The organism is Pseudomonas sp. 44 R 15 (genome assembly GCF_900004965.1).
GTDB lineage: Bacteria > Pseudomonadota > Gammaproteobacteria > Pseudomonadales > Pseudomonadaceae > Aquipseudomonas > Aquipseudomonas orientalis_A.
Genome location: NZ_CVTU01000098.1, coordinates 1 through 13,190 on the forward strand (window position 1 = coordinate 1; position 13,190 = coordinate 13,190).

Sequence of the window (13,190 nt, forward strand, 5' to 3'; positions counted from 1 at the left end):
CCGCCGTTATCGTGGCCGTGACGACCGTCGCTACTATCGCGATGATCACCCAGGCCGCGGTCATGCCTATGGGCATCGCAAGAACAAGCACAAGCGCCATCATCGCTATGATGACTAACGCCTGACGAACACAGAAGATCCCATGTGGGAGGGGGCAAGCCCCCTCCCACATTTGGTCAGGCGACCAACCGCTGCAACGCCTCGCGCAACAGCCCCGGAATCGTCACCGGCTGGTTCGAGGCCCTATCGACAAACACATGCACAAAGCGCCCCGCCGCACAGGCCTCCTCCTCGCCGGCCTTGAACACCGCCAACTCATACTGCACAGAACTGTTGCCCAACTTGCCCACCCGCAAGCCGATTTCGATGCGCTCGGGAAAAGCGATCGACGCAAAATAATCACACGCTGAACTCACCACAAACCCAACCACTTCACCGTCATGGATATCCAACCCGCCTTGTTCGATCAGGTAGGTATTCACTGCGGTGTCGAAGAAGCTGTAGTAGGTCACATTGTTCACATGGCCATACACATCGTTATCGTGCCAGCGCGTGATGATCGGCTGAAAGTGGGGATAGTCGGCACGTTGTGGCACTGAGTCAGGCATGGGCACCTCGGGTGAAAGTGGGTTTACAACTCATTCAGATGGGCCTCGGCCCACTCGCATACCTCGGCGTAGGGGTAGTCCTCCAGTGCGGCGAAACCGGGAATGCCCCGCGCTTTCAACTTGGTGAACAACGGCACGCTGATCCCGCCCAGAAAGCGCGTCAGCCGCTGCGCTCCCGGTAATTGGCCGGTGTACTCATGATGCCTGTGGATAAAATCACCGCACAGCCCCATGAAGTTTTTATCCACAAGCGGCGGCAAGCTCGGCGGCGCCGGCAAGTGCGCTACATGGCCGTGGCACACCGAGCAGTGCCCGCAACGCTGCGGGGCGTTTTCATCGCCAAAATACAGTGCCAGACGTTGCCCAAGGCAGCGCTCGGTGGCGAACAGATCGAGCATGGCGTGAATCCGCGCCACCTCCGTCGTCTCATGGCGCTTGAAGCCTGTGTATAACTCGTTGCTCAACACCTGCGCATCGAAATCGGTGTTCAGCAGGCTGTAGACCTCGGTCATCTGCTTGCTTTCCAGCTCGATCAGGCCCTGCTCCTGAAAGTAATCCAGCGCCTTCACCACCCGATTGCGCTCGGCATTGTGCTGCTGATACAGCGCGTCGAAATCCACCGTTGCCCAGGTTTTTGCGCGTTTGCATACCTGGATGATCGCCGCGACAAATTGCTGCCGCTCGCCGGAGAAACGTGCGAGCAAGGCCTCGGGTTCGATCAGGTACTTGAAACGGTATTCGGCATAAAACGCGTAGCGCGGCGCGATCACGCCCTTGAGCTCCAACTGCACCAGCAGGGTCTTCAACGGCAGCTCGCGAATATTGCTGTGGTCCGACAACGACCTCAGCAAAAACTCCCACTGGCCCTCGCCACGTGCGGCCTGCAATTCTTCCAGCACCCGACGGATACCCTCCTGCTCCGGCGTATCGCCGTACACGAAGTTCTCCAGCACATTGAGGCTGTCGCGGTTGGCCAGCACCAGACAGTCGGAGGGCCGCCCATCGCGACCGGCGCGGCCGATTTCCTGGCTGTAGTTCTCGATGGATTTTGGCAGGTCGAAGTGCACCACGTTACGGATGTCACTTTTGTCGATGCCCATGCCAAACGCGATGGTGGCGACGATGCAGTTGGAGCGCCCGCCCATGAAACGCTGCTGGATGCCCTCGCGTTTATCGTGGGGCAGCCCGGCGTGATACGCCTCGGCCTGGATGCCATTGCGGTTCAGGTGCTCGGCAATCTGCTCGGCGGTTTTCTGCAGGGTGACGTAGACGATGCTGGGCTGGTCGGCCCGCTCGCTCATCCATTGCACAAGGCGACGGCGCTTGTCCGCGCCGCTCACCGGCTCCACCAGCAAGTTGAGGTTGGGCCGGTAGAAGCCGGTGGTAATCACGTCCTGCGGCGCAATCGCAAACTTGCCCTGCATATCGGCAATCACGCTGGGAGTGGCGGTGGCCGTCAGCAGCAGCGCCTGCGGGATCTTGAACTGGCGCTGGTAGTCCGGCAGCTTCAGATAGTCCGGACGAAAGTTGTGGCCCCATTCGGAAATGCAGTGCGCCTCATCCACCACCAGCAAGGAGATCTGCACGCTTTGCAGGAAGTTTCGAAAGCGCTCGTTCTTCAAGCGCTCCACGGAAATCATCAGGATTTTCAGCTCGCCCGAACGCGCACGGGCCATCACATCGTTGGCATCATCGCGGCTCTGGGCCGAATCGATACTGCCCGCTGAAATACCGTGGCGCTTGAGGAAACCCAACTGGTCCTGCATCAACGCCAACAGCGGCGACACCACCAGCGTCAGGTGCGGCAGCAGTACGGCTGAAAGTTGATAACACAGCGACTTGCCAGACCCGGTCGGGAAAATCGCAGCCGCCGAGCGACCGGCCAATACGGCGCTGACTGCTTCTTCCTGGCCCGGACGAAACTGCGGATAACCGAAGACCTGCTGGAGGGTGTCGTGCATAGGCTGTCACTCCATTGACCGTTGAACGTGGCTTAAAAACGTAGCCCAGTAAGTTCAGCGAATCGAGAAAGGTCGCATGGAAAAAAGAGACAGGATGATACACAGGGTGAGGGATGGCCCAGGGCCGAAGTGGGATTTTTCCGTGGGAATAGCAGGAGGCGGCAGAACCAGATGTAGGGAGGAGGCTTGCCCACGCTCCCATGTTAGGGTTGTTGGTGGTTTTTTAACCTGTCTGTGCATTGATGCATTGCGCTACAATCAAAGCCTTGCTAACCAGGAGTACGCTGCAATGAGCGAACTGACGTTTGAGCAAAAACAGGATCATTACCACAAGATCCGCCGTTCCAACTACCTGGCCAGCCTGCGCCTGGAAGGGTTCGACACCCAACCGGCCGACGTCGACAAACCGCTGCCGACCCGCGAAGCCGTCCTTGCCAAGTACCGCAGCACCCAACGCTGATGCTCGACAAATACGGGGTGGGCCAGGATCCGTACTGCTACCCCGGTAGCAGCGTCCTGCGCAACCGCCTCGATTTGCTCGACGAAACCAGCCTGCACCAGGCCGAGCGGGAATTATCCGAAATTGCCATAGGCAACCTCCCTCTTTTCCCGCCGCCCTACGACCTTGACCGTCTGCAACACATCCACCGCACCCTGTTTGGCGATATCTACGATTGGGCTGGCGAACTGCGCAGCGTCAACATCCAGAAGGGCGAAACGCTGTTCTGCACCCCGGAACGCATCCCGCCGGAAGCGGCGAAGATCATTCGGCATATGGAGGAAGCGAACTGGTTCGTTGGCGTAAGCCAAGCCGAACTGGTAAAGCGGATTGCCGAGGCCTACGGCGACCTCAACGTCATCCACCCCTTCCGCGAAGGCAATGGCCGGGCGCAACGGATTCTGTTTGAACAAATCATCGTGAATGCCGGATTTTCGGTGAACTGGTGGCTGGTGAAACATACGGCATGGATACCGGCGAATATCGATGCGGTGGCGTGTGATTATCGGGGGCTGGAGGCGATTTTTGAGCGGTGTATCAGTAGGCCACGCTAAACAGCCTTTTGCCTGTATTGCACCATCACACCACACCCACCTATAGTTCGCCCCTCGCTGCAAAATCAGCGACCGGGTTTGGTCACCCGGTTACAGAGATCGCATACGCACCCTCAGATGTCGTAGGCACTTCCGTGCCCACACGCTTCATGGCGGCTGTGTTTGGGACGCCTTCGGGCGTACCGGGTGATCCCTGCCGGTTGACCAACCTGGACACAGTCCGCCGCCCACCAACGTATCCGCGCAGCTACGGACCTGCTCGAAACCTTCTCCTGCCTGACCTTCGAGCACGCCGACCTCAAAGACATTTCACACATCATCAACGCCTTGTACCTGCTGGTTCAGGACGGCTGTGATTTGCTGGAAGCCGCGCAACACGTACAACTGCAACCTGAACAGACGCAAATCTAAGCAACGCGCTATGTAGGAGCGAGCTTGCTCGCGAAAATCGTCAACGATGACGCGGTAAATCAGAAAAAAACCGGCGTCCTTGAGTTTTTCGCGAGCAAGCTCGCTCCTACAATTGAGCGGCTTCGACTGTTAAATCATTGCCAAGCCATAAATGCCGAAGTCCGCTGTAGGAAACCGCCAAACGTTGCGCCATCCCTTTCCCAAACTGCTGCAAAGACCCGCTCAACCCTCTACAGAAGTTACCCGCAGCTGACTGAAAATAGCGCCCTCTCAACTTTTTGGGCAGAAACCTGTGAATATCGAAAGGACTCAATACATCGGGCACTATGGGGTCATCTTCATAGTGACTCGCTTTACTGTTTTACCTGACAATCGGCATTCTTTAGACAATCTATGCCTGCTTGAAGGAGGCATAGGGCTTCAGCGCTCAACACGCTCAATGCATGTCTACTCGGACGAGTCTTAGTAACATGGCCCTTTACCTTCAATCTGCGTCTTTTCTCGTTATCTATTGGGTGCTGCACTACCAAATCACAGACCCAATGCTCAGAAGACGCTTCGCAGTCATATGTCTGGCAACAGGCCTGATTTTGACGTTCCTACTACCCTACGTAGCGGTGATTCTCAGAATACCCCTCCTACCTGTCTTTATATTCCTGATAGGCTTGGCACTCTTCATCACCCGAAACAAATACCGCTTCCACCGCAACCAGCCGCCTCACCCACTCCTGCGTGCCCCCACCATGAACCTCGCCCCCGGCTTCCCCGAAGACCCCGTCATGCAGCAACTCCTGCAACTGCTGCACGAAGAAATTGGCCTGCCGAAGCACAGGACCATTCGCCTGCAAACCTCACTCAACTTCGACCTGGGCTGTGATGGCAGTGAGGCCAAGCAACTGATGGAAGCGCTGGAGCAGGAATTCGCGCTCGACCTGGGCGACTTCGACACTTATCGTTACTTCAACCCGCCGGTGTTTGATGTCTTTCTCAAACGTCGGGCCAAGGGCCGTGGCGAAAAAGTGCCGCTGACGATCAACATGCTCTACCTCGCGATCAAGACCCACAGCTGGAATACGCAAACGCTGGAAAACCTGGGCTGACCTTAAGTACACCGAGAATCAAGTGTGGGAGGGGGCTTGCCCCCGATAGCAGCGTGTCAGGTGATCAACTTTTGACTGTTACACCGCAATCGGGGGCAAGCCCCCTCCCACATGGGATCTGAGCAAATCCGGCGAGTGGGATACAACCTGTCGCGCACAAAAAAGCCGCCCACGAGGGGCGGCTTTTTCACAACTTACGAATCTTACAACTTAGGCCCTGCAGCCTTGATCGCATCACTCACTTCAAATTTCTTGAAGTTCTCGACGAACAACCCGGCCAGCGCCTTCGCTGCTTCATCGTAGGCCGCCTGGTCAGCCCAGGTGTTACGTGGGTTCAACAGGCCGGTCTCAACGCCCGGTACGGCCAATGGCACGTCGAGGTTGATGGTGTCGAGGTGCTCAGTTTCGGCACCGATCAACGCGCCGCTCTGGATCGCTGCGATGACGCCGCGAGTGGTCGGGATGTTGAAGCGTTTGCCGACACCGTAGCCGCCGCCGGTCCAGCCGGTGTTGACCAGGTAGACCTTGGAGCCGAAGCCACGGATGCGCTTGATCAAAAGTTCAGCGTATTCACCGGCCGGGCGTGGGAAGAACGGTGCGCCGAAGCAGGTGGAGAAGGTCGACTTGATGCCGCTGCCCGAACCCATTTCGGTCGAGCCCACCAATGCGGTGTAGCCGGACAGGAAGTGGTAGGCCGCTTGTTCTTCGCTGAGGATCGACACGGGCGGCAATACGCCGGTCAGGTCGCAGGTCAGGAAAATGACCGCGTTGGGCTCGCCGCCCAGGTTCTTCTCGGAACGCTTGGCAACGTGCTCCAGCGGGTAGGCGGCGCGGCTGTTCTGGGTCAGGCTGACATTGGTGTAGTCAGCATGCCCGGCCTCGTCGATAACGACGTTTTCCAGCACGGCGCCGTGCTTGATGGCCTTCCAGATAACCGGCTCGTTCTTCTCGGACAGGTCGATGCACTTGGCATAGCAACCGCCTTCGATGTTGAACACCACGCCTTCGCCCCAACCGTGTTCGTCGTCACCGATCAGGTAGCGGCTTTCGTCGGCGGACAGGGTGGTTTTACCGGTACCCGACAGGCCGAAGAACAGGGTCACGTCGCCTGCTTCGCCGATGTTGGCGGCGCAGTGCATCGGCAACACGTCGGAGGCCGGCAGCAGGAAGTTCTGCACCGAGAACATGGCTTTCTTCATTTCACCGGCGTAACGCATGCCGGCGATCAGCACTTTTTTCTGGGCGAAATTGAGGATCACGCAACCGTCGGAGTTGGTGCCGTCACGCTCTGGCACGCACTCGAAGTTGGCCACGTTGAGCACTTGCCACTCGTCACGACCGGCCGGGTTGTACTGGGCCGGGTTGATGAACAGGCAACGACCGAACAGGTTCTGCCAGGCAGTCTGGGTGGTCATTTTCACGGCCAGGTAGTGGTCTTCGGAAGCCCCTACGTGAACGTGGGACACGAAGTGTTCCTGCGCGTTGTTGAAGGCTTCTACGCGGTTCCACAGGGCATCGAACTTGTCGGCCGGGAACTTGCGGTTGATCGGGCCCCAGGCGATTGCGTCCTGGGTAGTAGGCTCTTCAACGATGAAGCGGTCGACCGGCGAACGGCCAGTGCGGTGACCCGTTTCTACGACCAGCGCGCCAGTATCGGCAAGCACGCCTTCACCGCGCTGCAGGGCTTCTTTGACCAGATCGTCAACACTCAGATCGGTGTATACGGCGTTATTGGCTTGCGTCATGAGGTTCCCCGTCGGCCTGTGGCCGAGTGCTCCAAACGTTTTGTAGTAGAAAGTTGCGCACTACTACCGCGAAAAAAGTGGGCCGGATTATGCCAGAAAAGCCCAAAAAGAGTAGGGCCCTCCCGTCAGAACGCCTCTAATCCGGCATTTGGCAGGTAATTTACCTGTGCTTAAACGTTTTAGTGACGGGTGTCGGAAGGGGTGTCGCTGCCTGCACCGGCGAATAACTGGGCAACATCGGCGGCATCGAACAGATAACGCTCGTTGCAGAACTGGCAGTCGATCTCGATATGACCACCGTGTTCCACCACCAGATTTTGCGCATCTTCCAGGCCAAGGCTGACCAGGGCATTGGCTGAACGCTCGCGCGAGCAGCTGCAATTGAAGCGCAGGGACTGCTCGTCGAACAGGCGCACCGCTTCTTCGTGGTACAGGCGGTGCAGGATGGTCTCGTTGTCCAGGCCCAGCAATTCTTCAGCAGTCAGGGTGCCGGCCAGGGCGGTCAGCTTGCGCCAGCTATCGGTGCGCTCATCCTCGTCCTTGATACGGTCAGCCGGCAATTGCTGCAACAACAGGCCGCGAGCGCGCTTGCCGTTGGCGTTGAGCCAGAACTTGGTGCCGACCTGCTGGGACATGACGAAATAGTTGGTAAAGCAGTCCGACAGGGTCTCGCCGTCCAGATCAACGATGCCCTGGTAGCGCTGGCCCTCGGTGGGGTCAACGGTGATGGCCAGCACGCCATCGGCCATCAGCTCAGAGAACGTGGCATCCGGGGTAATCCGGTCGACGTCATAGCGGGCCAGGCCACGGATTTCGCGCTCGCTGGAACACTCGATCATCAACATCGGGATCGGACCTTCGGAACGCGCCTGCAGGATCAGCAAGCCATCGAATTTCATCGTGCCCACCAGCAGCGCAGCGGCCGCCATCAACTCACCGAGCAATTGCGCGACCGGCTCCGGATACGCGTGTTTGGCAAGGACTTCGGCATAGCTGAGCTCCAACGAGACCAGCTCGCCGCGGGCGTCGTTCTCGTCAAAGATAAAGCGTTGGGTGAAGTCGGTATCCGGTAGATCAGTCATAGGTTTGGGTATCTGAAGTGATGACAAAATGATTACAACGTTTATAAAATTAAACGCTTTAGCACCACATTGGTGCGATTTCTCCTGAAACAAGGAGCTAGAGAGCGATGAGGGACAGTTTATGAACAATCCGGGTTTGTTCCAAGCGAACTGGAACCTCCGGCGATGGGCTCTTTGCAATCTAGTCGCTATCGGACTGCTGTGTTTCTGGCTGTGGCCCACGGGCCAGATGCTGTGTGTGATTTTCGACGAGTGGCTGTTTCACCTGCTCAATGGCCCGCTGGCCAGCAACTCGACCTGGCTGCACGTGTGGGCCGTGGCCAGCCTGCGGCCCTTCGATGCGATCGTCGGGGTGATTCTGCTGGCACTGCTGATTCGCGGCGACTGGGTGTTCAAGGTTATGCAGGTGCGCCAGGCGTTCTTTGGCTTCCTTGGTATTCTGCTGCTGTTGCTGTTTATCCGCATGCTGTTTTCCAAGCTCGCGGCGCACATGGGTTGGCAGCACAGCAGCCCGTCAATGGTGATCGACGGCGCGATTCAGATGAGCGACTTTTTCCCCGGGCTCGAGAAAACCTGGGAATTGAAAGACCGTTCGAGCCAGAGCTTTCCTGGCGATCATGCTTCGGTGTTGTTGATCTGGGCGATGTTCATGAGCGTGTTCGCCAAGCGCATCGGCCAGGTGCTGGTGATCTGGGGCCTGGCGCTGTTGTTCATGATGCCGCGGCTCGTAGCGGGCGCGCATTGGGGACAGGACGATTATATCGGCGGGGTATTGCTGGCGCTGTTAGCCCTGGGCTGGGGGTATTACACGCCGTTTGCGGCGAAAGTGTCGGGGTTCCTGTTGCGGGTAACCGCGCCGGTTTTCGGGTTGCTTGGCAAACTGCCGGTGATCGGGCGACTGAGCGTCATGCGCACGATCCCTTAACGATGCGGGCTAACTGTGGGAGGGGGCTTGCCCCCTCCCACATTGTTGATCTCGTTCGGGCTGGAGATTGTGCAATCAATCATCATTGCCGCTGCCGCGAAACTTGAACAGATCGCGACGCTGCTTCTTGCTCGGCTTGCCGTCGGTAGTCAGGCCTGAGGCCCCCGCCTTGCGCATGGCTGCGGCATTTTCCCGCTTGGCGATGCTGGCTTCGGTTTCGGCGTACAACGCCTGTGCTTCAGGCGCACCCCGGCGCACGATGGAGAGCGCTTGCACCACGATAGTCTTTTCATCAAACCCTGTACGAATCTGAAACTCATCGCCGACGCGCGGTTCCTTCCCCGGCTTGCAGCGCTCGCCGCGATGGTGCACCTTGCCGCTCTCGATGGCGGCCTTGGCCAGGGCACGGGTCTTGTAGAAACGCGCGGCCCACAGCCACTTGTCCAAACGGACCTTTTCTTCCTCTTCCTGCTTTTGAGCCACTTGAATTCCTCGCTCTGAAAAATGTCGCAACCTTACCGTTGAAACCCTTCGACGCATAAACCCCAAGGCTCACCTAAGATACGCCAGGTAGCACCCTGTTTTCGCGAGGATATGCCGTGACCGACTTTCCCCTTTCACTCACCTCGCCCAACCAGCGGTGCGTGGGTTGCCAGCAAAGCGAGCCGCTGGGGTTCGATTTTTCTTTCGCCTACCAGCCTATCGTAGACCTGCGTGACCGTTCGATATTTGCCCATGAAGCCTTGGTGCGCGGCACGCAGGGTGAAGGCGCGTTGTCGGTGCTGGCACATGTCAACGAAACCAATCGCTACCGCTTCGACCAGCGCTGCCGCACCCAGGCAATTGCCGGCGCCGCCGCCCTGGGCATGCAAACCTATCTTTCCATTAACTTCATGCCCAATGCCGTCTACCGTCCCGAACTGTGCATCCGCAGCACCCTCGACGCCGCCAGCGAGCACAATTTCCCGCTGGACCGCCTGATTTTCGAGACCCTGGAAAGCGAGCATGTAGATAACTATCGCCATTTGACGAATATTCTGCGTGAATACCGCCAATTCGGCTTCAAGACCGCCATCGACGATTTCGGCGCGGGCTATTCGGGGTTGAATCTGCTGGCCGATTTCCAACCTGACATGATCAAGCTCGACATGGCGCTGATTCGCGATGTCGACCAGGACCGTGTCCGCCAGGTGATCGTCCGGGGGATTGTCACAATCTGTGAGCAGTTGGGGGTTACTGTCATCGCCGAAGGCATCGAAAGTGCCGGTGAGCGGGACTTCCTCTCCGACTGTGGAATATTTCTGATGCAAGGCTACTGGTTCGCCAGGCCCACATTCAATGCCCTGGCCAAGGTTGCCCCTCAAGCCTGGACAAAATGACGGTACCCCTATTTGAAGACATTTGACCATTTGACCGTTGTGGGTCTGCGTGAGTGGGTGGCCCTTCCCGACCTGGGAGTGGCAGGCCTGCGCGCCAAGATCGACACCGGTGCCAGCACCTCAAGCCTGCACGCCACCGAGATCGAGCCGTTCGAACGCGACGGCGAGAAGTGGGTGCGCTTTACCGCGCACCTGGGCAGCGTAGTGCAACTGCGTCACCGGCGCTGCGAAGCGCCTCTGGTAACGATGAAAACCATCAAGAGTTCCAACGGCCATGCGCAGGTGCGCTACGTGATCAGCACCACCCTGGCGTTGGGCGATCGGGTGTGGCGAGTGGAATTCACCCTGGCCTGCCGCAAGGCCATGCGTTATCGCCTGCTGCTGGGCTCCAAGGCGCTGATTGACGGCCAGTTGGTCGTCAGCCCGGCCGTAAAATACGTACAAGACAAGCCGGTGTTCCCGGTTTCCACTATCTCTGCCCCAGGTGCCGCATGAAGATTGCTGTGCTGTCGCGAAACCCGCGTCTGTATTCCACCCGCCGCCTGGTCGAGGCCGGCACCGAACGTGGCCATGAAATGGTGGTGATCGACACGTTGCGGGCCTATATGAACATTGCCAGCCACAAGCCGCAGATCCACTACCGTGGCAAACCGCTGGAAGGCTTTGATGCGGTGATCCCACGCATCGGCGCCTCGGTGACCTTCTATGGCTGCGCAGTGCTGCGCCAGTTTGAAATGATGGGCGTTTTTCCGCTCAACGAGTCCGTGGCCATCGCACGTTCGCGGGACAAGCTGCGCTCGCTGCAACTGCTGTCGCGCCGAGGTATCGGCCTGCCGGTGACCGGCTTCGCCCACTCCCCGGATGACATCCCCGACCTGATCGAAATGGTCAATGGCGCGCCCCTGGTGATCAAGGTGCTGGAGGGTACCCAGGGCATCGGCGTGGTGTTGTGCGAAACGGCAACGGCAGCGGAGTCGGTGATCGAGGCGTTCATGGGCCTCAAGCAGAACATCATGGTGCAGGAGTACATCAAGGAAGCCGGCGGTGCGGATATCCGCTGCTTCGTGGTGGGCGACAAGGTGATTGCCGCCATGAAACGCCAGGCCAAGCCGGGCGAATTCCGTTCCAACCTGCACCGTGGCGGCAGCGCCAGCCTGATCAAGATTACTCCGGAGGAGCGCATGACCGCATTGCGTGCAGCCAAGGTCATGGGGTTGGCCGTGGCAGGTGTGGATATCCTGCGCTCCAACCACGGCCCCCTGGTCATGGAGGTGAACTCATCGCCGGGCCTGGAAGGGATCGAGACCACCACCGGCAAGGATGTGGCGGGGATCATCATTCAGCATCTGGAAAAAAATGGCGGGCCGAACATGACTCGGACCAAGGGCAAGGGCTAAAAGCTCTGCCCCTGACACAACATCAAACCAAATGTGGGAGGGGGCTTGCCCCCGATAACGGTGTGTCAGTCCGCACATAGGTGACTGACAATCCGCAATCGGGAGCAAGCCCCCTCCCACATTTGATCCATGTTGTTTGTCAGACTGCATCTCTGGGCAACATCAACCCAAGCGGCAAGCGCACCCGGGCTTCCAGCCCGCCCCCTTCACGGTTGCGCAATTCAACATTGCCGCCATGCATCGAAGCGATCCGCCGCACAATCGCCAACCCCAAACCCGTCCCCTTGCCACCTCGGGCGCGGTCGCCACGGGTGAACGGGTTGAAGATGGCTTCCAGTTCAGCCGGGTCGATCCCCGTGCCGCGATCCATCACGCTCAGCACGACATAGGGCGCCGCGCTGTCACCCGACACGTACGCCGCCACCTCCACATCCGAACCGGCATGATGCAAGGCGTTGCCGATCAGGTTGTTCAACAGGCGCTTCATCGACACCCTGCGCAAGGCAAACGGCTGAATCGGCTCCAGGCGCATGCGCACCTGCTCACCGCTCTGGTTGTAGGGCGCGACCACTTCACGCACCAGATCGGTGAGATCAACCTCCTCCACGACCTCATCACGCCCATCGCGGATGAACGCCAGGAACTGGTCCAGAATCGCGTCCATATCCTCGATGTCACGCACCATGTCATCGGTAAGGTCGGTATGGCTACCCATCAACTCCAGGGACAGGCGCAGGCGCGTCAACGGCGTGCGCAAGTCATGGGAGACCCCCGCCAGCATCAGCTCACGCTCGCGTCCGGCCTGTTCGACGTCTTCCGCCATCTGGTTGAACGCGCCGTACACTTCGGTCATTTCACTGGGTGTATCGCTGACCGGCAGGCGCACACTGCGCCCCTGGCCCAGTTGGCGGGCGGCAAATACCAGGCGCTTGAGCGGTTGGTTGAGCTGGCGCACGAAAATCCATGCGGACGCGGTTGAAAGCAGGCCGATGGCGAGAAACCAGCCCAACACGTTCCAGATTTTTTGCCCGCGCAGCGGATGCGGATACAGCGGGACCTTGATCCAGGCATCGCCCAGACTGGGCGCCTTCACCCAGAGCGCAGGCGAAACATGCATGCGCAGCCGCACCTCAGTGTCGTCGCCCAGCTCCGCCTGCATCTGGCGCTGGTAGATCTCACTGTAGGGCCAGTGCTGCTCGCCCTCGGGCACGCCGGCACCATCGACCCGGATCAGTGATGAAGCCTTGGCTACCTTTTCACGGTTCTCGGGGTCTACGGCCCAGTAGGCACGCAGCGTCAAGGCGACGCCATGGCTGTACTGCCGATCCACCAGCACGTCCTCGTTCATCAACAGATAAACCAGTGTGAGTGCCTTGGAAAACAGAACGACGATGAGCACCAGCCAAAGGGTGCGGGAAAAGAAACTTTGCGGGAACCACAGCGGGGTTTTCATAGGAGACAGCTAGACACCTTGCAGGAACGAGCGGCGCTCGCAGAATTGCAGACGCCGGGCACCCCGTCGACCCTCA

General features: G+C 58.8%; 13 protein-coding genes and 1 pseudogene. 8 read left to right on the plus strand and 6 right to left on the minus strand.

The genetic code is table 11. The features are described from left to right. Positions 1-176 precede the first annotated feature (176 nt). Together BFP93_RS15670 and BFP93_RS15675 are read right to left on the minus strand one after the other, a co-directional pair. Positions 177-608 carry an acyl-CoA thioesterase gene (locus BFP93_RS15670; RefSeq protein ID WP_065893783.1) on the minus strand — a complete coding sequence of 144 codons (432 nt, stop codon included), beginning with the start codon at positions 606-608 and terminating at the stop codon, positions 177-179. Positions 609-631: 23 nt separating this feature from the next. After that, positions 632-2,569: a RecQ family ATP-dependent DNA helicase gene (locus tag BFP93_RS15675; protein WP_065893784.1), complete on the minus strand. Its 1,938-nt coding sequence runs from the start codon at positions 2,567-2,569 to the stop codon at positions 632-634. A 289-nt stretch (positions 2,570-2,858) separates the two neighbouring features. On the opposite strand from BFP93_RS15675, the gene BFP93_RS28480 reads away from it, so the two are divergent. From BFP93_RS28480 to BFP93_RS15690, 4 genes and pseudogenes are all read left to right on the plus strand, one after another. Next, a complete protein-coding gene (locus BFP93_RS28480) occupies positions 2,859-3,029 on the plus strand; it encodes a YhfG family protein (RefSeq protein ID WP_122463858.1) in 171 nt (56 codons plus the stop codon). Then, positions 3,029-3,622 carry a putative adenosine monophosphate-protein transferase Fic gene (locus BFP93_RS15680; protein WP_065893785.1) on the plus strand — a complete coding sequence of 198 codons (594 nt, stop codon included), beginning with the start codon at positions 3,029-3,031 and terminating at the stop codon, positions 3,620-3,622. The genes BFP93_RS28480 and BFP93_RS15680 overlap by 1 nt, the downstream gene beginning before the upstream one ends. A gap of 219 nt (positions 3,623-3,841) precedes the next feature. Further along, positions 3,842-4,033 (plus strand): annotated as a pseudogene (locus BFP93_RS29280) (hypothetical protein); the annotation flags it as partial. Positions 4,034-4,776: 743 nt separating this feature from the next. Next, a complete protein-coding gene (locus BFP93_RS15690; RefSeq protein ID WP_065893858.1) occupies positions 4,777-5,133 on the plus strand; it encodes a DUF1493 family protein in 357 nt (118 codons plus the stop codon). Positions 5,134-5,336: 203 nt separating this feature from the next. Here the strand turns inward: BFP93_RS15690 and BFP93_RS15695 are convergent, their stop codons facing one another. Together BFP93_RS15695 and hslO are read right to left on the minus strand one after the other, a co-directional pair. Beyond that, the gene (locus BFP93_RS15695; protein WP_065893786.1) at positions 5,337-6,878 is read right to left on the minus strand and encodes a phosphoenolpyruvate carboxykinase; all 1,542 of its coding nucleotides are present in this window, start codon (positions 6,876-6,878) and stop codon (positions 5,337-5,339) included. 179 nt (positions 6,879-7,057) lie between these two features. Beyond that, the gene (hslO, locus tag BFP93_RS15700; protein WP_065884633.1) at positions 7,058-7,960 is read right to left on the minus strand and encodes an Hsp33 family molecular chaperone HslO; all 903 of its coding nucleotides are present in this window, start codon (positions 7,958-7,960) and stop codon (positions 7,058-7,060) included. Between the two features lie 121 nt (positions 7,961-8,081). On the opposite strand from hslO, the gene BFP93_RS15705 reads away from it, so the two are divergent. Next, a complete protein-coding gene (locus BFP93_RS15705; protein ID WP_065893787.1) occupies positions 8,082-8,885 on the plus strand; it encodes a phosphatase PAP2 family protein in 804 nt (267 codons plus the stop codon). Positions 8,886-8,960: 75 nt separating this feature from the next. Here BFP93_RS15705 and BFP93_RS15710 read toward each other — a convergent pair whose 3' ends face one another. Further along, the gene (locus BFP93_RS15710) at positions 8,961-9,368 is read right to left on the minus strand and encodes an RNA-binding S4 domain-containing protein (RefSeq protein WP_003236026.1); all 408 of its coding nucleotides are present in this window, start codon (positions 9,366-9,368) and stop codon (positions 8,961-8,963) included. A 116-nt stretch (positions 9,369-9,484) separates the two neighbouring features. On the opposite strand from BFP93_RS15710, the gene BFP93_RS15715 reads away from it, so the two are divergent. Genes BFP93_RS15715 through rimK form a run of 3 tightly spaced genes read left to right on the plus strand, consistent with a single transcriptional unit; the run spans position 9,485 to position 11,661 of the window. Then, positions 9,485-10,264, plus strand: coding sequence for a S6 modification regulatory phosphodiesterase RimA (locus tag BFP93_RS15715; RefSeq protein WP_065893788.1), 780 nt, complete (start codon positions 9,485-9,487; stop codon positions 10,262-10,264). 45 nt (positions 10,265-10,309) lie between these two features. Further along, entirely contained in the window at positions 10,310-10,759 is a 450-nt protein-coding gene (locus tag BFP93_RS15720; protein ID WP_170827547.1) for a retropepsin-like aspartic endopeptidase RimB, read from the plus strand. Continuing rightward, positions 10,756-11,661, plus strand: coding sequence for a 30S ribosomal protein S6--L-glutamate ligase (gene rimK, locus BFP93_RS15725; RefSeq protein WP_003171022.1), 906 nt, complete (start codon positions 10,756-10,758; stop codon positions 11,659-11,661). The genes BFP93_RS15720 and rimK overlap by 4 nt, the downstream gene beginning before the upstream one ends. Positions 11,662-11,800: 139 nt before the next feature. Here the strand turns inward: rimK and BFP93_RS15730 are convergent, their stop codons facing one another. Continuing rightward, positions 11,801-13,114: an ATP-binding protein gene (locus BFP93_RS15730; RefSeq protein WP_065884638.1), complete on the minus strand. Its 1,314-nt coding sequence runs from the start codon at positions 13,112-13,114 to the stop codon at positions 11,801-11,803. Positions 13,115-13,190: the final 76 nt, after the last annotated feature.